This is a genomic window from Streptococcus sp. HMSC065E03, assembly GCF_001815045.1.
Classification (GTDB): Bacteria; Bacillota; Bacilli; order Lactobacillales; family Streptococcaceae; genus Streptococcus; species Streptococcus parasanguinis_AD.
In genome coordinates, this window is the sequence record NZ_KV818844.1 from 108188 (window position 1) to 130271 (window position 22084).

Sequence of the window (22084 nt, forward strand, 5' to 3'; positions counted from 1 at the left end):
GTTTGGTATGATCACCTTGAGAGAAGAAAAACTGAGAATGGCCCCGGATATTTTTGTTGAAAAACGAGATGGCCGCCGTGTTCAATTCGATGTTGAAAAAATTTATAAAGCCTTGTTGAAGGCGACAGAAGAAGTGACTTCTCTCACTCCAGTGATGGAAGCCAAACTAGAAGCTATTGTCGATCGTGTGATCGCAGAGATCTTGGAACGTTTTCCAAATGGCGTGAAGATCTATGAGATCCAAAATGTTGTCGAACATGAATTGCTTCAAGCCAATGAATATGCGATTGCTGAGAGCTACATTACTTATCGGACGCAGCGGGATTTTGAGCGCTCAAAAGCGACGGATATCAACTTTACCATCGGCAAGCTCCTCAACAAGGACCAAGCGGTTGTCAATGAAAATGCCAATAAGGACAGCGATGTCTTTAATACGCAACGGGACTTGACGGCAGGGATTGTCGGTAAGTCTATTGGTCTCAAAATGTTGCCCAAACACGTAGCCAATGCCCATCAAAAAGGGGATATCCACTACCATGATTTGGACTATAGCCCTTATACACCGATGACTAACTGCTGTTTGATCGATTTTGAAGGCATGCTCAGAAATGGCTTTAAGATTGGGAATGCAGAAGTAGAAAGTCCTAAATCCATCCAAACTGCAACGGCTCAAATTTCGCAGATTATTGCCAATGTAGCCTCTAGTCAGTACGGGGGCTGTTCAGCTGACCGGATCGATGAGGTCCTGGCCCCTTATGCAGAAAAGAACTACCAAAAACACTTGGCAGATGCCAAAGAGTGGGTGCTTCCTGAAAAGCAAGAGGACTATGCTTGGAGCAAGACTCAAAAAGATATCTATGATGCCATGCAATCGCTGGAATATGAGATCAATACCCTCTTTACGTCAAATGGGCAAACTCCCTTTACTTCGCTTGGCTTTGGTCTTGGAACCAATCGCTTCGAGCGGGAAATCCAAAAGGCGATTTTGGAAATCAGAATCAAGGGACTTGGATCGGAACATCGGACCGCTATCTTTCCAAAACTGATCTTTACCCTCAAGCGGGGGCTCAACCTAGAACCTGGAACCCCTAACTATGATATCAAGCAATTGGCCTTGGAATGTGCGACGAAGCGCATGTATCCAGACGTTTTGTCTTATGACAAGATTGTCGAGTTGACAGGTTCCTTCAAGGTGCCGATGGGATGTCGTTCTTTCCTTCAAGGTTGGAAGGATGAGAATGGCGTAGAAGTCAATTCTGGCCGAATGAACCTAGGGGTTGTGACAGTCAATTTACCTCGGATTGCCTTGGAATCTGGCGGAGACAAGGAGAAGTTCTGGCAAATCTTTAATGAACGGATGAACATCGCTGAAGATGCCTTGGTTTACCGGGTGGAACGCACCAAAGAAGCGACACCAGCTAATGCACCGATTCTTTACCAATATGGCGCTTTCGGGAAACGCTTGGGCAAATATGACCAGGTAGATCAGCTCTTCCGTCATCGCAGAGCAACCGTTTCTCTTGGTTATATCGGTCTCTATGAAGTTGCAACCGTCTTTTATGGTCCAAATTGGGAACACAATCCAGAAGCCAAACAATTCACGATCGATATCATCAAGGATATGAAAGCGCGCGTGGAAGAATGGTCTGACCAGTATGATTACCACTTCTCTATTTATTCGACACCGTCAGAAAGTTTGACAGACCGCTTCTGTCGCCTGGATACGGAGAAATTTGGGAAGGTCCCAGATATCACAGACAAGGAATACTACACCAATAGTTTCCACTACGATGTTCGTAAGAACCCAACGCCATTTGAGAAGTTGGATTTTGAAAAAGTTTATCCTGAAGCAGGGGCTTCTGGTGGCTTTATCCACTATTGTGAATACCCTGTGCTCCAACAAAATCCCAAAGCCCTTGAAGCGGTTTGGGATTATGCCTATGACTGGGTCGGTTATCTCGGGACTAATACGCCGATTGACCGTTGTTACAAGTGTGATTTTGAAGGAGATTTCACGCCGACTGAGCGCGGATTTGCTTGTCCAAACTGTGGCAATAGCGATCCGAAAACGGTCGATGTGGTCAAACGGACCTGTGGTTATCTAGGAAACCCTCAAGCTCGTCCGATGGTCAATGGCCGTCACAAGGAAATCGCGGCGCGTGTCAAACACATGAACGGGTCTACCATCAAGTATGGTGGACATGAAGTGACAGACTAGAAGAGGACATTATGGGAAAATACCAATTAGATGATAAGGGCAAGGCTCAGGTGCAACGATTCCACGAGAAGCATTCAACAGGTGGAGTCAATAAAAAAGACCGAGTAGCCAGCCTGAGAGAACAATTTTTAAATAAGAATAAGAAAAAGTGAGAGTTCGCTCTCGCTTTTCTCGTATAGGGGGAGGTAAAGATGGAATTACGTAGACCAACATTAGCAGATAAAGAAACCATTCTAAACATGATGGCAGAGTTCGAAGAGACCCAATCGGCCCACGACGGCGGCTTTTGGGATGCTGAGAACTTTGATTATGAGGAGTGGCTAGAAACTAACCTTAATAAAGAAATGGGAATAAACTTGCCTGAAAATCGCGTTCCATCAATTCAGTTCGTATTGTTTGATGAATCAGGCCATGCTTTAGGTTTTTTGAATCTACGGCTGAGACTAAATGAGGGATTGCTGAATTATGCTGGTCATATCGGGTATTCCATCCGCCCTTCTGAAAGGGGCAAAGGCTATGCAAAAGAAGCTCTTCATCAAGGTCTGCAACTAGCTAAAGAAAAGAACATCCATCGTGCTCTGGTGACATGTAGCACGGAAAATCCTGCCAGCCGAGCGGTTATCTTAGCTAATGGTGGTCAGTTGGAGGATGTTCGAAATGGAACGGAGCGTTATTGGATAGAAGTGGAGTAGAAGGATGACATGGAATACACCTAAACCAGGCGAATGGAAGAGTGAGGAACTGAGTCAAGGGCGCATCATCGACTACAAGGCTTTTAACTTTGTCGATGGCGAAGGGGTGCGCAATTCGCTTTATGTTTCAGGTTGCATGTTTCACTGTGAGGGCTGTTACAATGTAGCGACCTGGTCTTTCAATGCAGGCATTCCTTATACCAAAGAATTGGAAGAGCAGATCATGGAAGATCTGGCCCAACCCTATGTCCAAGGCCTGACCCTGCTTGGGGGAGAGCCATTTCTTAATACCGGTATTCTTTTACCCCTTGTAAAACGTATTCGGAAAGAATTGCCAGAAAAAGATATTTGGTCTTGGACCGGCTACACTTGGGAAGAAATGATGTTAGAAACGCCTGATAAACTGGAGCTATTGTCGCTGATTGATATCCTGGTCGATGGACGGTATGATAAAAGCAAGCGCAACCTCATGTTGCAATTTCGTGGTTCTTCCAACCAGCGGATTATTGATGTTCAAAAATCATTGAAAGAAGGAAAGGTTGTCATCTGGGACAAGCTCAATGATGGCAAGGAAAGTTTTGAGCAAGTCAAGCGGGATGATCTTTTGTAGGATCTTCAAAAACCGGGTGTTTCACCCGGTTTTTTTGGATTCTCTGCATAAGTATACAAGGGATTTTGCTTGTTTTTGAAAACGCTTACTTTCCAAATGTCCATAATGGACAAAAAAGTGATAATTAATGCATTTTTTGCTAAAAATATGTTACAATAAACATGATTAGGACTAATTGGAGGTATTTATGTCACAAAGGAGACGGAGTCGTCGTTCAGAACATAAGTGGGGGCAATTGCGAATCATTAATTCCGTATTGCTTATTTTTTTGCTTATGACTGCAAGTTGGGCGACCTATACTATGTTGGCCAATAACATCTTGGCTTTTCGCTATGTCAATGTTCTCGTGATGGCACTACTAGCTCTTCTCTTGCTCTTGTCAGCTTGGTTTGTGATCAAAAATCAGGCCAAAAAGACAACTTTGGTCCTGCTTCTTGTCGGCTTATTGGCTAGTTCAGGAGTGTTATTTGCTAGTCAACAGCTGCTGAATCTGACCAGTAATGTCAATGGCCATTCTAACTATACAGAGTTTGAGATGGCTGTCTATGTCAAGAAAGACAGTGATATCAAAGATATCAAAGAAATCAAGGAAGTGGTGGCACCAAAGGGCAACAATAACGAAGCCAATCTCACGGCCCTCTTGGACAATATCAAAAAGACCAAGGGTCAGGAAATTTCTGTAGTGGATGCACCGACTTATCTAGACGCTTATAAGAGCCTGCAAGAAGGGAATGCCTCTGCTATGGTGCTCAACAGTACCTTTGAGGATACTATCGCTGCTGAAGATGCCGACTATGCGAAGAAGTTGAAGAAAATCTATTCCTACAAGATTCGAAAAGAAGTAGCAGCGACGAGCAAGGTGTCTGCCAATGCGGATGTCTTTAACATCTATGTCAGCGGGATCGATACCTATGGCCCAGTAACCTCGGTTTCACGTTCAGATGTCAATATCATCATGACTGTCAATCGGAAGACCAAACAAGTCCTATTGACAACGACACCACGGGATGCCTATGTACCGATTGCAGATGGTGGCAACAACCAGAACGATAAGTTGACCCATGCGGGGATCTACGGAGTAGATGCTTCGATCCATACTCTTGAGAATCTCTATGATATCAAGCTCAACTATTATGTTCGTCTCAATTTCACCTCCTTCCTCAAGTTGATTGACCTTCTAGGGGGAATCGATGTGGAAAATGACCAAGAATTCACGAGCCTTCATGGCAAGTTCCATTTCCCAGTTGGAAAGGTTCATTTGAATTCAGAGCAAGCCCTCGGTTTTGTCCGAGAACGCTACTCCCTTCAAGGTGGCGACAATGACCGTGGGAAAAACCAAGAAAAAGTCATTGCGGCCATTATCAGAAAGTTGACCTCTACCAAGGTCTTAAGCAACTACAATGAGATTATCGGAAACCTCCAAGATTCTGTCCAAACCAATATGCAGTTGCCGACTATGATGAACTTGATCAATACCCAGTTAGAAACGGGTGGTTCTTATGAGGTGACTTCTCAAGCGATCACCGGTCAAGGACGAAATGACTTGCCGTCTTATGCTATGCCTGGTTACAACCTCTATGTCATGGAGTTGGATCAAGCCAGCTTGACCAAGGCAAAAGAAACCATTCAAAAAGTAATGGAAGGAAAAGAAAAATGATTGATATCCACTCGCACATCGTCTTTGATGTGGATGATGGACCAAAGACAAGAGAAGATACACGTGCCTTATTGGAAGAAAGCTATCGCCAAGGGGTACGGACCATTATCTCCACTTCTCACCGTCGCAAAGGGATGTTTGAAACTCCCGAAGAAAAGATTTCTGAAAATTTTCAAGAAGTGAAAAAAATTGCGGCAGAGGTCGCGCCAGATTTAACGATTCATTACGGGGCAGAGATCTACTTTACCAATGATGTCTTGAAAAAACTGGAAGAAAAGATCATTCCACGTTTGGCAGATACGCGCTTTGCGCTGATTGAATTCAGCATGGGAACACCTTATAAGGAGATCCATACGGCCTTGGACCGTTTGCTCCATCTAGGTGTGACACCGGTGGTGGCCCATATTGAGCGCTACAAGTGCTTGGAGAAAAATGAGGAGCGCGTGCAAGAGATGATTGACATGGGCTGCTACATGCAGATCAATAGTTCCAGTGTTCTCAAGCCTCGCCTCTTTGGGGATGAACAAAAACAACTCAAAAAACGAGCTCGGTACTTCTTAGAAAAAGACTTAGTGCACTTTGTTGCCAGTGATATGCACAATGTGGATAAACGACCGCCTTATATGGCAGAAGCCTATCGCTTGATCAAGGAAGAATACGGAGAACAACGAGCACAAGCTCTCTTTGTCAGCAATCAAGAACTCTTGTTAGCGGATGAATTAATCTAACCAGAAAACAGGTGGAGAGATCCACATGAAGGAGTAATTAGGAAATGAACAATCAAGAAAATCAAGCAGTGGAAATTGATGTTTTCGCTATGCTGAAGACCCTATGGAAACGCAAGTTTTCGATCGTTTTGGTCGCTCTTGTCTTTGCCATTGCAGCATTTGGCTACAGTGCCTTTTTAGCCAAGAAAGAATACCAAAGTACTAGCCGGATCTATGTGGTCAGTCGTCAAAACCAAGACAACAATGCCTTGACAAACTCTGATTTGCAGGCGGGTTCTTACTTGGTTAAGGACTACCGTGAAATCATTCTTTCTCAAAATGTCTTGAGTCAAGCCATCGAAGAATTGAAACTCGATATGACACCTGCTGAGTTGTCGAAAAAGATCAGTGTATCCGTTCCTACAGATACTCGTATCCTTTCGATCACGGCTAAGGACGGAAATCCAAAAGAGGCAGCTCGTATTGCCAATAGCCTTCGGAATGTAGCAGCTGAAAAGATCATCTCTGTAACCAAGGTGTCAGACGTTACGACCTTGGATGAAGCAGAAGTGCCTCAATCACCTTCTTCACCAAATATCCGACGCAATGTCCTTCTTGGCTTTATTGCTGGAGCAGGCCTCATGGTGGTGCTCATGGTCGTAGTAGAAGTCTTGGACGATCGTGTCAAGAGACCAGAAGATATCGAAGAGTTGATGGGCTTAACCTTGCTTGGTATTGTGCCAGATATTAAGAAACTGTAGACTGGGGATCGCATGAATACGTTAGAAATTTCAAAAAACAAATTACAAGAAATTCGGAAGGCAGAAGAGTACTTCAATGCCCTTGCGACGAATATCCAATTGAGTGGGGTGGACTTAAAAGTCATCGCTATCTCATCTGTTCAAGAAAATGAAGGGAAATCAACCACTTCAACCAACTTGGCTGTTGCCTTTGCGCGTGCGGGTTACAAGACCCTCTTGGTCGACTGTGATATCCGGAACTCTGTCATGACAGGGATTTTCCGTAGTCGGGATAAGATCCAAGGCTTGACCGACTTCTTATCTGGTCGTAGTCAATTGGACCAAATCTTGTATGCGACTGATTTTCCAAACTTGGATATCATCGAGTCTGGACAGGTCGCACCAAACCCAACAGGTCTCTTGCAAAGCAAGAACTTCACTGTGATGATGGATGCCTTGCGTGAACATTTTGACTACATCATTGTCGATACGCCTCCAATTGGGGTCGTGATCGATGCGGCGATTATCGCCCAACGCTGTGATGGAACTGTCTTGATCACAGAATCTGGTGCCAATGGACGCAAGGCTGTCCAAAAGGCCAAGGACCAATTAGAACAAACAGGCACACCTTTCTTGGGAGTAGTGCTCAATAAATTTAACATTAAAGCTGCTGAGTATGGTTCATATGGTGGATATGGATCTTACGGAGAGTACGGGAAAAAGTAAAGAATAGGATTGAGGGAAAATGGGAGAAGAAAGAATTGAACTGGAAAAACTAAATATTGTTCTCTTTCAAAGTTTAGCTGTCCTATTTTCAGCTTACATTGTGAGTCTTTTTAAGGATGCAGAATACACGTCGCAGACAATTGCCATTCTCTATCTCTTGCATTTTGTAGCCTTTTACATTAGCAATATTGCTTATCGTTTTTATAGCAGAGGCTATCTAGATGAGCTCTTTCAGGTCTTGAAATACAATGTATTTTTCGCTGTTGGGATCACCTTTACCTCTTTTATGCTCGATGGGGTCTTTTCCATCTCTCGTCGAGGGATGATCTACTTCTTTCTTTTCAATACGTTTTCCGTCTATATCATGGACCTCTTGCTCAAGAGATACCGGAAGTCTGTTTCACCACGGCGGAAAAGCTCGCGAAAGATTTTCTTGATCACAGCGACCAGTCGGATGGAAAAGGTATTTGATATTCTGCATTCACCTAGCCTCTATCATGGGGAACTGATCGGTGTCACCGTCATGGATGATACGGATTTCACCCATTCGGGTGTACGGGTGGTGCAGCCGGATCAAATGATGAACTTTGTGACCAAGGAAGTGGTGGATGAAGTGTTTATTAATCTGCCAAGTGAGGACTACAATATTAGTGACTTGGTCTCGGAGTTTGAGAGTATGGGGATCGATGTATCGGTTAATCTCAATGCCTTTAACTTCGCTTCCTTGGGCAATAAACGGGTTCGAGAAGTCGGGGGATTAAGTGTCGTCACTTTCTCAACCAATTTCTACAAGCCGAGTCACGTCTTTGCTAAACGTCTCTTGGATATTGCGGGAGCCCTCTTTGGTCTCTTGATTTGTGGACTAGTGAGTATCGTTTTGGTCCCTCTAATCCGTAAAGATGGCGGCCCTGCCTTCTTTGTACAGAAGCGGGTCGGAAAGAACGGACGGTATTTCAACTTCTATAAATTCCGCTCCATGCGCGTGGATGCCGAAGAGATTAAAAAAGATCTGATGGCGCAAAACACCATGACGGGTGGGATGTTTAAGATGGAAAACGATCCACGGGTAACCCCAGTCGGACGCTTTATCCGTAAGACCAGTCTGGATGAATTGCCACAATTTTACAATGTGTTGATCGGTGATATGAGTCTAGTCGGAACTCGTCCTCCAACGGTAGACGAATACCAAGACTATACGCCAGCCCAAAAACGCCGACTCAGTTTCAAGCCAGGGATTACAGGCCTTTGGCAAGTGAGCGGACGCAGTGAGATTACAGATTTTGACGAAGTGGTCAAACTCGACGTTGCGTATATGGATGGTTGGACGATCTGGAGAGATATTCAGATCCTGCTCAAGACCGTGAAGGTTGTACTTAGAAAAGAAGGAGCGAAGTAGGCTGTGAGTAAAGTTAGACAGATTCAATTAGGAGAACTATCCTTATTAGAAAAGTATATTGAGATTTGCACAAAACACAATCTTCGATACTATGCTTTAGGGGGCACTTTATTGGGAGCTATTCGTCACAAGGGCTTTATTCCTTGGGATGACGATATGGATTTGGGCATGCCTAGAAAAGACTATGAAAAATTTCTGGAAATTTGCCAAAACGAATTACCAAGCAATGTCATCTTGAGAATCCATGATGATAATTTAGGCAATACATCTATCATGGATACCTCACTTCAAATTGAATTTGGTGGGGTTGTGTGTAGTCCTTTTATCGATGTGTTTCCTTTAGATGGTTACCCATCAGATGGCTTCCACTATTTCTTGCACACCAATAAAATTAAGTATTACCGTGCCCTTTCCAAAATATCTGTCATCAATCGATTGCACAATCGCGACCGAGGTTTCTTTGAAAATTCAATTGTGAAGGTTTCTAAGATCCTTCACCTAGACAAATTACTAAATACTGAAAAAATCAATCAAAAGTTACAAAATACGATTAAAAAATATGACTTTGAGACAAGTGATCTCGTGGGAAATGTCTTAGGATCCTATCGCGAGAGAGAATTGGCCTACAAAGAGGTATTTGGGGAGCCACAACTCCTTGATTTTGAAACTATTAAAATCAGTGGTCATGCTGATCCGGATGCTTATTTGACAAAGATCTATGGCGATTATATGAAGTTGCCTGAAGAATCAGAGCAAAAAGGTCACTTTGAATCCACTTGGGGAGAATAAGCTTGAAAAGTTTTACAATGATGGGGGTCAGAATTGACCCTTTAACAATGGCAGAAACCGTTGCTGCTACAGAAAAATTTGTACGAGATAAAAAACCACTCCATTTGATGGGGGTCAACGCAGATAAGCTCAATCAGTGTGCGACAGACGAAGCCATCAAGAAGATAGTTAATGAATCTGAAATCATTAATGCAGACGGTGCTTCTGTTGTTCTCGCAGCGCGCTATTTGGGCTATTCTGTACCAGAGCGCGTGGCAGGCATTGATTTGATGCAGGAATTGCTCCATTTGGCCAATGAAAAAGGCTACTCTGTCTACTTCTTCGGGGCAAAAGAGGAAGTCTTGACAGATATGTTAACTATCTTTAAAAAGGATTATCCGAATCTCCGAGTAGTGGGGCATCGCAATGGCTATTTCTCTGCTGAAGAGGAAGAGGCTATTCAAGAAGATATTCGTGAGAAGAATCCAGATTTTGTCTTTGTCGGCATTACCTCTCCTAAAAAAGAGTACTTGATCCAGAAGTTTATGGACAATGGAGTCAACTCTGTCTTTATGGGAGTGGGAGGAAGCTTTGATGTCCTTTCAGGACATATCAAGCGGGCACCTATGTGGATGCAAAAGGCCAATCTGGAATGGTTATTCCGTGTGGCCAATGAACCAAAACGCCTCTTTAAGCGCTATTTTGTAGGAAATGCCACTTTTATTAAGAGAGTAGTACATGAAAAACGGAAAGCAAAAAAATAATATTCTGCACATTTCGCGGACCATGGATATCGGTGGGGCAGAGCGCATTGTCTATCAGTTGGCGACAGACCTCAAGGATGAATTTGACCAGGTTCATGTTGCGTCTACTGGTGGATTGTGGGAAGAAAAACTAGCAGAGAATGGGATTCAACACCATCGGATTCTAGATGTCGATAGCAAACAGCCAGCTACTGTGCTTAAGATTCTTGCTAGTCTTTCCAAGATCATCAAAGAAAATGAGATCACTCTTGTTCACACCCATCACCGGATGGCTGCTTTCTATATTCGTTTGCTGCAGATGCGCCATCCAAAATTGATCCATGTCTACACAGCCCATAATGTTTTCAAGGATAAATTACCACTTTATAAATTCGCCCTAGGAAAGGCTCGAACGGTTGCTGTCAGTCAAGCTGTCCAGGAAAATATCCTTAATGATGTAAGGTCAAAAAACTCTATTGTGATTTATAATGGAGTGAAAATGAAACAAAGTGAGCATACAGTAAATGAAATTACTAAATGTGACGGTATCAAAATAGGCTGTATCGCTCGCTTATCCGAACAAAAAGGCTTACCCTACCTGATCCAAGCCATGTCACTTGTGACAAATCCAAGTGTATCCTTGTTTCTTGTCGGTGACGGAGAATTGAAAAATGATTTGATAAATCAAACAAAAAAGCTCGGTCTGGAAGAAAGAATTCATTTTTTGGGCTACCGAAGCGACGTGGTAGAGTGTATCAATAGCTTTGACTTTTGTGTCCTTCCGTCTGTCTTTGAAGGATTTGGATTGGTCGCAATCGAGGCTTTTATGAACGGCAAAACGATGATTGCAACAGATATTCCAGGTGTGAACGAAGTAGTGAATTCTGAGAATGGGCTCCTCGTCCCAGCTGAGGATCCGCAAGCCTTAGCTCAAGCAATTAAACAATTAGCAGGGGATCCTGAGAAAAGAGCCTCTTTAGCTGCTCAAGCAAAGAGAGATTATGATAACAAGTTTAGCTATCCGATCTTTTTAGACAACTATCGTAACTTTTACCAATCGATGAGGAAGGGTTCGAAATGAAAAAAGTAATGTTAGTGTTTGGGACGCGTCCAGAAGCCATTAAAATGTGTCCTTTGGTCAATGAACTCAAACAACACGATACCATTGAAACCGTAGTCTGTGTAACAGGGCAGCACAAGGAAATGCTGGACCAAGTGTTAGACGTTTTTCGTGTTGTTCCAGACTATAATCTAGGCATTATGAAGGCCAATCAAACCTTGTTTACTATCACGACCTCTATCTTGGAAAAAATCCAACCGGTATTAGAAGAGGAAAAACCTGATATTGTCCTCGTCCATGGGGATACCACAACCACCTTTGCAACAGCTTTGGCGGCCTTTTATATGGGCATCAAAGTAGGGCATGTGGAAGCAGGGCTTCGGACTTACAATCTTCAAAGCCCATATCCTGAAGAGTTTAACCGTCAAGCTACTTCCATAGTGGCAGATTACAATTTTGCTCCAACCCAGGTTTCAAAAGAGAATCTTCAAAAAGAAGGTCGGACCAATATTTTCGTTACAGGAAATACCGTTATTGATGCTTTAAAAACTACAGTCCAAGAAGACTACGACCACCCTATATTGGAATGGGCAAAAGGAAGCAAGCTCATCATGTTGACGGCCCACCGTCGCGAAAATCTTGGAGAACCCATGGAGCACATGTTCCGTGCAGTCAACCGGATTTTAGAAGAGTTTGAAGATGTCAAGGTGGTCTATCCTATTCACAAAAATCCAAAAGTCAGAGAATTGGCTAGCAAGATTTTTGGAGAGAATGAGCGAATGAAAATCATTGAGCCTTTGGAAGTGATTGATTTTCATAATTTCATGAACCAAAGCTATATGATCTTGACAGACTCAGGTGGCGTCCAAGAAGAAGCACCTTCTTTAGGGAAACCCGTCCTTGTCATGCGTGATACGACAGAGCGTCCAGAAGGTGTGGCTGCAGGGACTTTGAAATTGGTCGGAACAGAAGAAGAAAACATCTATCGCAACTTCAAGCTCCTTCTGGAAGACCAAGATGAATACGAGAAGATGAGCCAGGCAAGTAATCCTTATGGGGATGGAACGGCTTGTCAACAGATTGTAGAAATTATCATGAAGGGATTAGCATAATGGAAAAGGTGTCGATTGTCATACCGGTCTATAATGTCGAGGAGTATTTACAATATAGTGTCGGTAGTCTTAGACAACAGACCTATTCAAATATTGAAATCATCTTAGTCGATGATGGATCGACGGATCGATCAGGAGAAATTTGCGACCAGTATGCTCAGGAAGATGACCGTATTCGAGTGCTCCATCTTCAAAATGGAGGATTGTCTAATGCTCGAAATACAGGAGTGAAAGCTGCAACAACTGACTGGATTATCTTCCTTGATTCTGATGATTATTATGATCGTAGAACTGTTGAATATTTAATGGGATTGAAAGATCAGTATAATGTTGACCTTGTGTCGACCCCGGTCATTGAAGTCAGAAATCATGAGGATAAAGATTTTTCAGGAGGTCTAAATGAAAAGAGCGCTAGGAAATTAGACCGCCATACAGCTCTGATAAAAATGTTCTATGGTCACCACGTTGGAACCCATTCAGGAGGAAAACTCTACAAGAAAGAGATCTTACTCCAACATCCCTATCCAGAAGGAATGATTTATGAAGATTTGGCCATTGCCTATGAGCATATTGCTTGTTGTGAGGAAATTGCAGTCAGCGATCTAAATCTTTATAAATACTATCGAAGACCAGGGAGTATCGTAAATTCTTCTTATAGCGATCGGCTTTTGGATTTTTACAAGGCTATGGAATGGAACAGAGCCTATGTCGAGAGAGACTATCCTGATGATCCAGAAATGAAAAAAGCGGTCAATACCCGCTATGTCTTTAATGGCTTGCATGTGGTCCATGCCTTATTAGGTTCTCAAATGCATGACCAAGTCAATAAGATTCGCAAAGAGTATCGCCGCTATTGGAAAGATATTCTAATCAATTCACATATTACAAGAAAAAATAAACTCAAATACCTTCTTTTGCTCCTTTCTCCTCATTTGTATCAAAAGGTGAGAGCAAAACTAGGCTAGATTGCTAATAGCTATGTTTTAAAGAAGGAAACTGAGACAAAACAGGAGGTTTAGGATGATTTATGCAGGGATTTTAGCAGGTGGAACAGGATCACGGATGGGGATTACGGATATGCCCAAACAATTTTTGGATTTGGGTGGACGTCCTATTTTAATCCATACCGTTGAGAAGTTCTTATTGGTCCATGAAATTCAGAAAATTGTATTGGGAATTCATCCGGACTGGGTGACTTATACGGAAGACCTGGTCGACAAATACTTGGCTTCTTATAAGGAACGGATCTTAGTTGTAGAGGGAGGAAGTGACCGCAACTCTACCATCGAAAATATCATCTTGGCTATCGATAAGGTGCAACCTTTAACAGATGAGGATATTATCGTCACTCATGATTCCGTTCGTCCCTTTGTCAGCCTCAAAACTATCCAAGAAAACATTGAACTAGCTAAGAGTCATGATGTGGTGGATACAGTGGTCGAAGCGACGGATACCATTGTTCAAAGCTTGGACAATACCTTTATCACGGATATTCCTGAACGCCAATACCTCTATCAGGGTCAAACCCCTCAAACCTTCAAAATGAAAGACTTTCTTGCCTTGTATCATGATTTAAGTGACCAACAAAAAGAAGTCTTGACAGATGCCTGCAAGATCTTTGTCATCAATGGTAAAAAAGTTGCCCTTGCAAAAGGGGAATATTCCAATATTAAAATTACGACGATTACAGATTTGAAAATTGCACGCGGTATGATTGAGGACAATTAATATGTTGAACCAAATCTTTCAGCTGACCCAGCCGAAAAATATCACCATCAAATACCAAGAAGAAGACATGAGCCGTGGAGACAAGGTGTTAATACGCCCTTATTACATGGCTATTTGTCATGCGGACCAACGTTACTATCAAGGAAAACGGGATCCTAAGGTGCTTAAAAAGAAATTACCCATGGCCCTGATCCATGAGTCGTCTGGTATCGTGGTAGCGGATCCTACGGGAACCTATCAACCAGGACAGATTGTGGCCATGGTTCCCAATCAACCTCCTCATCAAACAGAGGGTGTCTTCTTTGAAAATTATTTGGAGGGGACGCACTTCTTGTCTAGTGGCTTTAATGGTTTTATGCAGGAAGTCGTTGCCTTACCGCTGGATCGTGTAGTGGCTTACCCAGAGGAAGTTCGGGGCCCAGTCACAGCTTTAGCGGAATTTAGTAGTGTTGCCATGCATGCCATTCATCGCTTTGACCTCATTGCCCACCAACGAAGAGAGTCCGTTTTGATTTTAGGAGATGGTAGTCTTTCATATGTGGTTGCGACATCTTTGCACTATCTTTACCCAGATTTGAAGATAACTGTAGTTGGGCGCAACAATGATAAACTGCAATTGTTTAATTTCATTCATCAAGCAATTTTGACCAGCGAGTTGACAGACGATCAACGGTTTGACCACGCCTTTGAGTGTACTGGTGGTCAAGGAAGCGAACCAGCCATCAATGATATTATTGATCATATCAAACCCCAAGGAACCGTGATGTTGATGGGGGTTAGTGATAACCGGGTCGCGGTTAATACAAGAGATGTTCTTGAAAAGGGCTTGACCTTTGTAGGGTCTTCTCGTTCGGGTCGTGAGGATTTTGAGCGGGCTGTAGAGATGCTGGCTAATCGTCGAGTCCAAAGTCGTTTGAAAAACATTATTCACGTTGATGGAGAAGTTCAAACCATTCCAGATATTCACCGAGCTTTTGCGACAGATTTGATCACACCGTTTAAAACGGCCTTCAAGTGGGGATTGTAGACAGTCATGAAAGTGTTAAAAAATTACGCCTATAATCTCTCCTACCAGTTGCTGGTGATTATCTTACCGATTATTACCACTCCTTATGTGACACGGGTCTTTAGCTCGAATGACTTAGGAACCTATGGTTATTTCAACTCCATCGTCACCTATTTTATTCTTTTGGCGACCTTGGGAGTGGCTAACTATGGAACAAAGGAGATCTCAGGACACCGCAAAGACATCCAAAAGAATTTCTGGGGGATTTATACCCTCCAGTTAGGTGCGACTTTTGTGTCCATCCTGCTCTATGTCTTGCTGTGCTTGGCGCTTCCTTCTATGCAAAACCCTGTGGCCTATATTTTAGGACTCAGTTTGGTTTCAAAGGGACTCGATATTTCCTGGCTTTTTCAGGGCTTAGAGGACTTCCGCAAGATTACGGTTCGGAATATCACGGTTAAGCTAGTTGGAGTCATCTCCATCTTCTTGTTCGTTAAATCTGCCAATGATCTTTATCTCTATGTATTCTTACTCACCATCTTTGAGCTTTTAGGTCAGCTGAGCATGTGGTTACCTGCCCGCGAATTTATTGGGAAAGCCCATTTTGATATGGCCTATGCACGGGTGCATTTAAAACCGGTTATTCTGCTCTTTTTACCGCAGATTGCCATTTCCCTCTATGTCACCTTGGACCGGACCATGCTGGGGGCTCTTGCCTCTACAAAGGATGTGGGGATCTATGACCAGGCCTTGAAATTGGTTAATATTTTGCTGACCCTTGTGACGTCTTTAGGAAGCGTCATGCTTCCGCGCGTGGCGAGTCTCTTGGCTTCAGGAGATCACAAGGCTGTCAATAAGATGCACCAAATGTCCTTTTTGATCTATAATTTGGTCATCTTCCCAATCATTGCGGGTATGCTGATCGTCAACGATGACTTTGTTCGATTCTTCTTAGGGAAGGATTTCCAAGATGCTCGCTATGCCATCGCTATCATGATCTTCCGTATGTTCTTCATCGGATGGACCAATATCATGGGGATTCAAATCCTCATTCCACATGATAAGAACAAAGAATTTATGCTGTCAACCACGATTCCTGCTATCGTCAGTGTCGGGTTGAATGTGCTTTTCTTACCTCATTTTGGTTTTATCGGTGCAGCCATTGTATCCGTCTTAACAGAATCCTTGGTATGGCTGATTCAACTGTACTATACCCGTCATTACCTCAGGGAAGTTCCAATTATCGGATCGATGACGAAAATTATGTTTGCATCTGCTGTGATGTATGGCCTTTTGCTCCTTATAAAACCATTCCTACATTTCACCCCTACCCTGAATGTACTCGTGTATGCGGTGCTTGGTGGGATCATTTATCTGATCGCTATCCTATCTCTGAGAGTGGTAGATGTGAAAGAATTAAAACAACAATTTTTAAATAAACAGTAGAGAGTAGAAAGGAAGGATATGAATTTTTAAGTAAACAAAATCTTTAGAAAAGAATGCTATAGCAAGGGTGTTCCCTAAGCAGGCATTCCAATCTAGACAGAATGAGCTTTTCTTTAAAAATTCTTTATCAGGTAATTTAATGATAAAAATGAAATTTGACGATCTACTGGTTGGTTTTGTCGTCTCGATTGTGATCTTCTTTAATACAATATCCACTACGATGTTAAATAAGGGCTTTTTGCATGTTGGTGCGAGCTCCCTCTTAGTGGTTGTAGCTCTCTTATTGCTTCGTTTTTTTAATAAAATCTCGATTCCCTATCATTATCTAATCTTGTCTGCCATGTTATTGATGGTAGCTGTTATGGTTTATTTTAAGACAGATAAGTTAAATTTCTTAGTTTATTCTCTCTTAATGATTTTGCTGGTCAATGCGGATAGGAAAGTCATTTTAAAAACTTATGTAGGTGTTGCAGGTACGATTGTCCTTACAGTATTTCTATTGTCACTGTTAAAGGTTGTTCCAAACTTACAATATAGTCGGGGTGCTGTTATCCGTAATTCATTTGGGTTTATCTATCCAACAGATTTCGCAGCCCATTGTTTCTACCTTTATGTCGCAATCTCCTATTTGCTAAAAGATCGGTATATTGGCTTACGATCTCTGAGTGGCGTTCTTCTAGCTCTCTTTATTATCAAGTTCTGTGACGCTCGTATGAATGCGATCTCGCTTTTGGTCGCTGTCTTGCTCTTTCTCTTCTTTTATTTCACAAAGGAGAAGAAGCTGAAGTTGTATCACTTGTTGCCCTATTCGGTCATCCTTTTTTCAAGTGGAATGATCTACTTGACCTATCATTTCTCCTGGTCATCTCCACTTTATGTCCAAATTAATCAATTCATTACTGGTCGGTTAGCCCTGGGTAAAAATGCTTTTAATTTATACCCTTTGAATTGGTTCGGAACAAGAGAGGTTCAGTTTATTGGATCCGGAGGAAGCACAGAGTCTGTCCTCAATTATAATTATGTCGATTCGTCTTATGTTCAGATGTTATTTACATATGGTGTCGTACCGGTTGCTTTATTAGTCGGCATTTATGTCATTGTTTCAAAATATGAATTCAAGAAGGGGCGTTATTTATTTGTTGCGATCTTGTCCCTCATTGCGATTAACTGTATGATTGAAGCATTTTGGTTTGTACCGACTTATAACATCTTTATGTTCACACTCTTTGCGACAGAAGTTGTCAAGAAAAAGCCGGCCAATTCCCTCTCTTATAGTGAGGAAATTGGGGGGATTTGAAGATCTAATCTATAGCTATGAGTCTATGATACAGCTGAGAGCTTAGATATATTTTAAAATAGAAAAATAATGGAGTCTACTATGTACGATTATCTGATTGTTGGTGCTGGTTTGTCTGGAGCCATTTTCGCACATGAAGCTACTAAACGTGGTAAAAAAGTAAAAGTGATTGACAAGCGAGATCACATCGGTGGAAATATCTACTGCGAGGAGGTTGAAGGCATCAACGTCCATAAGTACGGTGCCCACATTTTCCATACCTCCAACAAAAAAGTGTGGGACTATGTCAACCAGTTCGCTGAATTCAACAACTATATCAACTCACCAGTAGCTAACTACAAGGGCAGTCTGTACAATCTTCCCTTTAACATGAATACCTTCTACGCTATGTGGGGAACCAAGACTCCTCAAGAAGTCAAGGACAAGATTGCCGAGCAAACAGCTGACATGAAAGATGTTGAACCGAAGAACTTGGAAGAACAAGCTATCAAATTGATCGGTCCAGATATCTACGAAAAGTTGATTAAGGGCTATACTGAAAAGCAATGGGGACGTTCTGCCACAGACCTTCCACCCTTTATCATCAAACGTCTTCCAGTTCGTTTGACCTTTGATAACAACTACTTTAATGACCGTTACCAAGGAATTCCAATCGGTGGTTACAACGTCATCATTGAAAATATGTTGGGCGATGTAGAAGTAGAACTTGGTGTTGACTTCTTTGCCAATCGTGAAGAGCTAGAAGCTTCAGCTAACAAAGTAGTCTTTACAGGAATGATTGACCAATACTTTGATTACAAACATGGTGAGTTGGAATATCGTAGTCTTCGCTTTGAACACGAAGTCTTGGATGAAGAAAACTATCAAGGGAATGCCGTGGTCAACTATACCGAACGTGAGATTCCTTATACTCGGATCATTGAGCATAAGCACTTTGAGTATGGTACACAACCTAAGACAGTCATCACCCGTGAATACCCCGCTGACTGGAAACGTGGGGATGAACCCTACTACCCAATCAATGATGAAAAGAACAACGCCATGTTTGCTAAGTACCAAGAAGAAGCTGAGAAAAACGACAAGGTTATCTTCTGTGGACGTTTGGCAGACTATAAATACTACGACATGCACGTGGTCATTGAGCGTGCTCTAGAAGTCGTAGCAAATGAGTTTGATTGAAAGAAACCATAATCTATGAAATACTACTTAAAAGAAGAATTCCTGCATGATATCAACGCAAAGAACGCAGGAAATAAAGCACGTAATGACGTAGAAAGTATTGTGAAAGAAGAAGGCTATCATCCCTTGGTCCTTTCTGTCGACAATTGGTATCAGATGAGTACCCTTGAGGCTCAACGCCATAAGGCAAAGGCTTTTGGTCAAGCCTTGGATCAACTAAAGCAAGGAGATGAGTTGCTGATCCAGTTTCCGATGCTTCACCATAGTTTTTTCTCAACCCATTTGGTTAAAAAAGCACAAAAAAGAGGGATTAAAGTCTATCTCTTGATTCATGACCTAGAAGTGCTTCGCCATGCCAATATGACTTCACTACCTTTAAAACACAGAATTCGGATGTACCTTCAAGAAGCAAGTTTTCTCAAGGCAGCTGATGGGATCATCGCCCACAATCCAGTTATGAAATCTGTCTTGGTGGATAAAGGAATTGCGGAAGATAAGATTATCAGCCTTGGTATTTTTGACTATTTAATTCCAGATTTCCAAGAAAAAAGTGGCCAAACAAAAGACCAGCCGATGATTGTGGCGGGTAATTTGGCCCAGGAAAAAGCTGGTTATCTCTATGCTCTTCCTGCAGAACCTGCCTATAATCTCTATGGTGTTGGTTTTGATGAGAGTAGAGCTTTAGAGAATGAAACTTACTTTGGCTCCTTCCTACCGGATGAGCTTCCTGCAGCCCTTGAGGGTGGTTTTGGACTTGTCTGGGATGGGGATAGTGCGGAAACCTGTAGTGGTGTCTTTGGCGAGTACCTTCGCTACAACAACTCTCACAAGGCGTCGCTTTATCTAGCATCGGGCTTTCCGCTGGTGGTGTGGAAACAGTCAGCCTTGTCTCATTTTGTGCTTGAGAAGGGCTGCGGGATTGCAGTAGAGTCGCTTCATGATTTGAAGGAGACAATCGACAATCTTTCAGATGCCGATTACCAAGATTTGGTAGACAATGCCAAGCGTGTTGGCCAAGAAATCCGAGATGGTCACTATTTAAAGACAGCCTTGAAGCATTTATCATAAGATCAAAAGAAGTCAGACAGACTTCTTTTTTTAGTTTTTCAAAAAAATATCACTAATTTTAAAAATTTGCCTTATAAAACTTTTCATCGCTGAAACCGTGTGGTAAAATGATTAACGTATAAAATTTGTATAAAGGGAAGTTTATATGAAAAAGAAAGATCTTATTTTTTATGCCGGAGCGGCAGTCTTGATGGCTGTATCTGCTCAGGGAGTCAGTGCAGATGAGCTGGTTTCAAACGAGGCCACTACTACTGAAGGCAACCAAGTCCAAGCTGAAAAAGTGCCAGAAGTAGCCGTTGCTGAAAAGCCGGTAGCACCTGTCGCAGGTAACTATGCAGCACCAGCAAATGTGACCGAACAGTCTGTAGCACCTGTGAACAAGGTCGCGGCTTCAGAAAGTGGAACCCCATCTGTAGAGAAAACTACAGAAGCATCGACTACTGAGAAAGAAGAAACTCCTCTTCCGTCTGACACAGGAAACACGACCTTCTTTAACACAGGCGCTCACGCTCCTGCTGGTCGTTCAACAGATGTAGCGGTTCAGCCAAAATCATTCGTTGATGTGAGTAGCCATAACGGAGACATTAGTATTGGAGACTACCGTACCCTAGCTAATAAAGGTGTGGGCGGTGTCGTTGTCAAATTGACAGAAGACACTTGGTACAAGAACCCAAATGCGGAGAACCAAATTCGTAATGCACAAGCTGCGGGTCTACAAGTATCGACCTACCACTTCTCACGCTATACTTCTGAGGAAGCGGCGCGTGCAGAAGCGCGATTCTACATTGCAGAGGCGCAACGCTTGAGTCTTCCAAAGAACACCCTCATGGTCAATGACTTTGAGGATGCCAAGATGCAGCCAAACATTAACCGCAACACCCAAGCTTGGGCTGACGAAATGCGTAAAAATGGCTACACCAACTTGATGTTCTACACCAGTGCTAGCTGGTTGGATGAAAACAATCTTCGCAAGAAAGGTCCAGTCAACACCGCTCAATTTGGGCTTCAGAATTTCTGGGTTGCCCAATACCCTTCTCCAAAACTGTCTGTAAACGATGCGAAAAGCTTGCGTTACAATGGGAAAGCCGGCGCCTGGCAGTTCACTTCTCAAGCGGAATTGCTTCCAGGAAAACACCTTTTTGACCACAGTGTGGACTATACTGGTCGCTTCACAGCGAACGCAAAACCTGCAGCGGATCCAACAGAAGGCAGCTTAAGTGGGAAGATTGACATTGTCAATAACGATACTATGACGGGCCGCTTTGACGTTGTCATCTCAAATGTTAAGGCGCCAAATGGAGTTCGAACCGTTTCTGTACCAATCTGGTCAGAAACAGGTGGTCAAGATGACCTTGTTTGGTATACAGCTAATCGTCAAGCAAATGGGACCTATACCGTCAATGTAAAAGCAGAGAACCATAAAAACTCAACCGGTCTTTACAATGTCCATCTTTACTATGTTCAGAACAATGGACAAATGACAGGTGTAGGTGGAACAACGACGACAGTAGCTATTGGAAAGAAAAATCAGACACCAGTATCAGCTGATTTGACTATTGCAAAATCAGAAAAAGACGGTACCTTCACCATTACAGCTAAGAACCTTCAAGGCTTCGATGGCTACAAGGAAGTGAAGATTCCATTCTGGTCTCATGCCAATGGGATGAAAGACATCATCTGGTACACTCCAACTCGCCAGGCAGACGGTTCTTATACTGTAACAGCTAAAGCCAGTGACCACGAAAATGCTGATGGCAAATACGAAGCGCAGGTCTTCTATGTAGATGCCCAAGGTCAAAACAAATTTGTGAAAAAGGCCTTTATCGATTATACGGCGACAAAACCGGCCAATGCTGTCGCAGCTGATCTGACCATTACAAAATCAGAAAAAGACGGCACCTTCACCATCACAGCTAAGAACCTTCAAGGCT

General features: G+C 42.7%; 21 protein-coding genes. All 21 read left to right on the forward strand.

The window, feature by feature from the left end; translation table 11 throughout:
- Positions 1-7: 7 nt before the first annotated feature.
- Positions 8-2218, forward strand: a complete 2211-nt coding sequence (nrdD, locus tag HMPREF3002_RS01910; protein ID WP_070665105.1) for an anaerobic ribonucleoside-triphosphate reductase — start codon at positions 8-10, stop codon at positions 2216-2218.
- Positions 2219-2229: 11 nt separating this feature from the next.
- Positions 2230-2370 (forward strand): hypothetical protein, encoded by a 141-nt coding sequence (locus HMPREF3002_RS10815; protein WP_141754472.1) that lies wholly within the window; start codon positions 2230-2232, stop codon positions 2368-2370.
- Positions 2371-2409: 39 nt separating this feature from the next.
- A complete protein-coding gene (locus tag HMPREF3002_RS01915; protein ID WP_070665010.1) occupies positions 2410-2910 on the forward strand; it encodes a GNAT family N-acetyltransferase in 501 nt (166 codons plus the stop codon).
- Positions 2911-2914: 4 nt separating this feature from the next.
- Positions 2915-3520 carry an anaerobic ribonucleoside-triphosphate reductase activating protein gene (gene nrdG, locus HMPREF3002_RS01920; protein WP_070665012.1) on the forward strand — a complete coding sequence of 202 codons (606 nt, stop codon included), beginning with the start codon at positions 2915-2917 and terminating at the stop codon, positions 3518-3520.
- A gap of 187 nt (positions 3521-3707) precedes the next feature.
- Entirely contained in the window at positions 3708-5177 is a 1470-nt protein-coding gene (locus tag HMPREF3002_RS01925; RefSeq protein ID WP_070665014.1) for an LCP family glycopolymer transferase CpsA, read from the forward strand.
- Positions 5174-5905 carry a capsular polysaccharide biosynthesis protein Cps4B gene (gene cps4B / locus HMPREF3002_RS01930; RefSeq protein ID WP_031574381.1) on the forward strand — a complete coding sequence of 244 codons (732 nt, stop codon included), beginning with the start codon at positions 5174-5176 and terminating at the stop codon, positions 5903-5905. The genes HMPREF3002_RS01925 and cps4B overlap by 4 nt, the downstream gene beginning before the upstream one ends.
- A 44-nt stretch (positions 5906-5949) precedes the next feature.
- The gene (locus HMPREF3002_RS01935) at positions 5950-6645 is read left to right on the forward strand and encodes a Wzz/FepE/Etk N-terminal domain-containing protein (RefSeq protein ID WP_070665016.1); all 696 of its coding nucleotides are present in this window, start codon (positions 5950-5952) and stop codon (positions 6643-6645) included.
- A 12-nt stretch (positions 6646-6657) separates the two neighbouring features.
- Positions 6658-7350 carry a tyrosine-protein kinase gene (locus HMPREF3002_RS01940; RefSeq protein ID WP_021154082.1) on the forward strand — a complete coding sequence of 231 codons (693 nt, stop codon included), beginning with the start codon at positions 6658-6660 and terminating at the stop codon, positions 7348-7350.
- 19 nt (positions 7351-7369) lie between these two features.
- A complete protein-coding gene (locus HMPREF3002_RS01945) occupies positions 7370-8746 on the forward strand; it encodes a sugar transferase (protein ID WP_070665018.1) in 1377 nt (458 codons plus the stop codon).
- Between the two features lie 3 nt (positions 8747-8749).
- Entirely contained in the window at positions 8750-9535 is a 786-nt protein-coding gene (locus HMPREF3002_RS01950) for a LicD family protein (RefSeq protein WP_023919863.1), read from the forward strand.
- A 17-nt stretch (positions 9536-9552) separates the two neighbouring features.
- On the forward strand, positions 9553-10278 hold the full coding sequence (locus tag HMPREF3002_RS01955) for a WecB/TagA/CpsF family glycosyltransferase (protein ID WP_371106568.1): 726 nt from the start codon (positions 9553-9555) through the stop codon (positions 10276-10278).
- Complete coding sequence (locus HMPREF3002_RS01960; RefSeq protein ID WP_070665020.1) at positions 10253-11338, forward strand: glycosyltransferase family 4 protein; 1086 nt, start codon at positions 10253-10255, stop codon at positions 11336-11338. Before HMPREF3002_RS01955 ends, HMPREF3002_RS01960 begins: the two co-directional genes overlap by 26 nt.
- Positions 11335-12429, forward strand: a complete 1095-nt coding sequence (gene wecB / locus HMPREF3002_RS01965) for a non-hydrolyzing UDP-N-acetylglucosamine 2-epimerase (RefSeq protein ID WP_070665022.1) — start codon at positions 11335-11337, stop codon at positions 12427-12429. Before HMPREF3002_RS01960 ends, wecB begins: the two co-directional genes overlap by 4 nt.
- A complete protein-coding gene (locus HMPREF3002_RS01970; protein ID WP_070665024.1) occupies positions 12429-13394 on the forward strand; it encodes a glycosyltransferase family 2 protein in 966 nt (321 codons plus the stop codon). The genes wecB and HMPREF3002_RS01970 overlap by 1 nt, the downstream gene beginning before the upstream one ends.
- A 55-nt stretch (positions 13395-13449) precedes the next feature.
- On the forward strand, positions 13450-14157 hold the full coding sequence (locus HMPREF3002_RS01975; RefSeq protein ID WP_070665026.1) for an IspD/TarI family cytidylyltransferase: 708 nt from the start codon (positions 13450-13452) through the stop codon (positions 14155-14157).
- Between the two features lies 1 nt (position 14158).
- Positions 14159-15184: a zinc-binding dehydrogenase gene (locus HMPREF3002_RS01980; RefSeq protein WP_070665028.1), complete on the forward strand. Its 1026-nt coding sequence runs from the start codon at positions 14159-14161 to the stop codon at positions 15182-15184.
- A 6-nt stretch (positions 15185-15190) separates the two neighbouring features.
- On the forward strand, positions 15191-16609 hold the full coding sequence (locus HMPREF3002_RS01985; RefSeq protein ID WP_070665030.1) for a flippase: 1419 nt from the start codon (positions 15191-15193) through the stop codon (positions 16607-16609).
- A 139-nt stretch (positions 16610-16748) separates the two neighbouring features.
- The gene (locus tag HMPREF3002_RS01990) at positions 16749-17906 is read left to right on the forward strand and encodes a polysaccharide polymerase (RefSeq protein ID WP_070665031.1); all 1158 of its coding nucleotides are present in this window, start codon (positions 16749-16751) and stop codon (positions 17904-17906) included.
- Between the two features lie 81 nt (positions 17907-17987).
- Positions 17988-19085: a UDP-galactopyranose mutase gene (gene glf, locus HMPREF3002_RS01995; RefSeq protein WP_070665032.1), complete on the forward strand. Its 1098-nt coding sequence runs from the start codon at positions 17988-17990 to the stop codon at positions 19083-19085.
- Positions 19086-19100: 15 nt separating this feature from the next.
- Positions 19101-20153, forward strand: a complete 1053-nt coding sequence (locus HMPREF3002_RS02000) for a glycosyltransferase (protein WP_070665033.1) — start codon at positions 19101-19103, stop codon at positions 20151-20153.
- 145 nt (positions 20154-20298) lie between these two features.
- Positions 20299-22084 (forward strand): GBS Bsp-like repeat-containing protein (locus HMPREF3002_RS02005; RefSeq protein ID WP_176745551.1); only part of this gene is annotated, 1786 nt, incomplete at its 3' end.

Excerpts from the sequence above, each read along its gene's own strand:
- nrdD (WP_070665105.1), top strand. The coding sequence starts at position 8 with ATGATCACCTTGAGAGAAGAAAAACTGAGAATGGCCCCGGATATTTTT.
- HMPREF3002_RS10815 (WP_141754472.1), top strand. The coding sequence starts at position 2,230 with ATGGGAAAATACCAATTAGATGATAAGGGCAAGGCTCAGGTGCAACGA.
- HMPREF3002_RS01915 (WP_070665010.1), top strand. The coding sequence starts at position 2,410 with ATGGAATTACGTAGACCAACATTAGCAGATAAAGAAACCATTCTAAAC.
- nrdG (WP_070665012.1), top strand. The coding sequence starts at position 2,915 with ATGACATGGAATACACCTAAACCAGGCGAATGGAAGAGTGAGGAACTG.
- HMPREF3002_RS01925 (WP_070665014.1), top strand. The coding sequence starts at position 3,708 with ATGTCACAAAGGAGACGGAGTCGTCGTTCAGAACATAAGTGGGGGCAA.
- cps4B (WP_031574381.1), top strand. The coding sequence starts at position 5,174 with ATGATTGATATCCACTCGCACATCGTCTTTGATGTGGATGATGGACCA.
- HMPREF3002_RS01935 (WP_070665016.1), top strand. The coding sequence starts at position 5,950 with ATGAACAATCAAGAAAATCAAGCAGTGGAAATTGATGTTTTCGCTATG.
- HMPREF3002_RS01940 (WP_021154082.1), top strand. The coding sequence starts at position 6,658 with ATGAATACGTTAGAAATTTCAAAAAACAAATTACAAGAAATTCGGAAG.
- HMPREF3002_RS01945 (WP_070665018.1), top strand. The coding sequence starts at position 7,370 with ATGGGAGAAGAAAGAATTGAACTGGAAAAACTAAATATTGTTCTCTTT.
- HMPREF3002_RS01955 (WP_371106568.1), top strand. The coding sequence starts at position 9,553 with ATGATGGGGGTCAGAATTGACCCTTTAACAATGGCAGAAACCGTTGCT.
- HMPREF3002_RS01960 (WP_070665020.1), top strand. The coding sequence starts at position 10,253 with ATGAAAAACGGAAAGCAAAAAAATAATATTCTGCACATTTCGCGGACC.
- wecB (WP_070665022.1), top strand. The coding sequence starts at position 11,335 with ATGAAAAAAGTAATGTTAGTGTTTGGGACGCGTCCAGAAGCCATTAAA.
- HMPREF3002_RS01970 (WP_070665024.1), top strand. The coding sequence starts at position 12,429 with ATGGAAAAGGTGTCGATTGTCATACCGGTCTATAATGTCGAGGAGTAT.
- HMPREF3002_RS01975 (WP_070665026.1), top strand. The coding sequence starts at position 13,450 with ATGATTTATGCAGGGATTTTAGCAGGTGGAACAGGATCACGGATGGGG.
- HMPREF3002_RS01980 (WP_070665028.1), top strand. The coding sequence starts at position 14,159 with ATGTTGAACCAAATCTTTCAGCTGACCCAGCCGAAAAATATCACCATC.
- HMPREF3002_RS01985 (WP_070665030.1), top strand. The coding sequence starts at position 15,191 with ATGAAAGTGTTAAAAAATTACGCCTATAATCTCTCCTACCAGTTGCTG.
- HMPREF3002_RS01990 (WP_070665031.1), top strand. The coding sequence starts at position 16,749 with ATGATAAAAATGAAATTTGACGATCTACTGGTTGGTTTTGTCGTCTCG.
- glf (WP_070665032.1), top strand. The coding sequence starts at position 17,988 with ATGTACGATTATCTGATTGTTGGTGCTGGTTTGTCTGGAGCCATTTTC.
- HMPREF3002_RS02000 (WP_070665033.1), top strand. The coding sequence starts at position 19,101 with ATGAAATACTACTTAAAAGAAGAATTCCTGCATGATATCAACGCAAAG.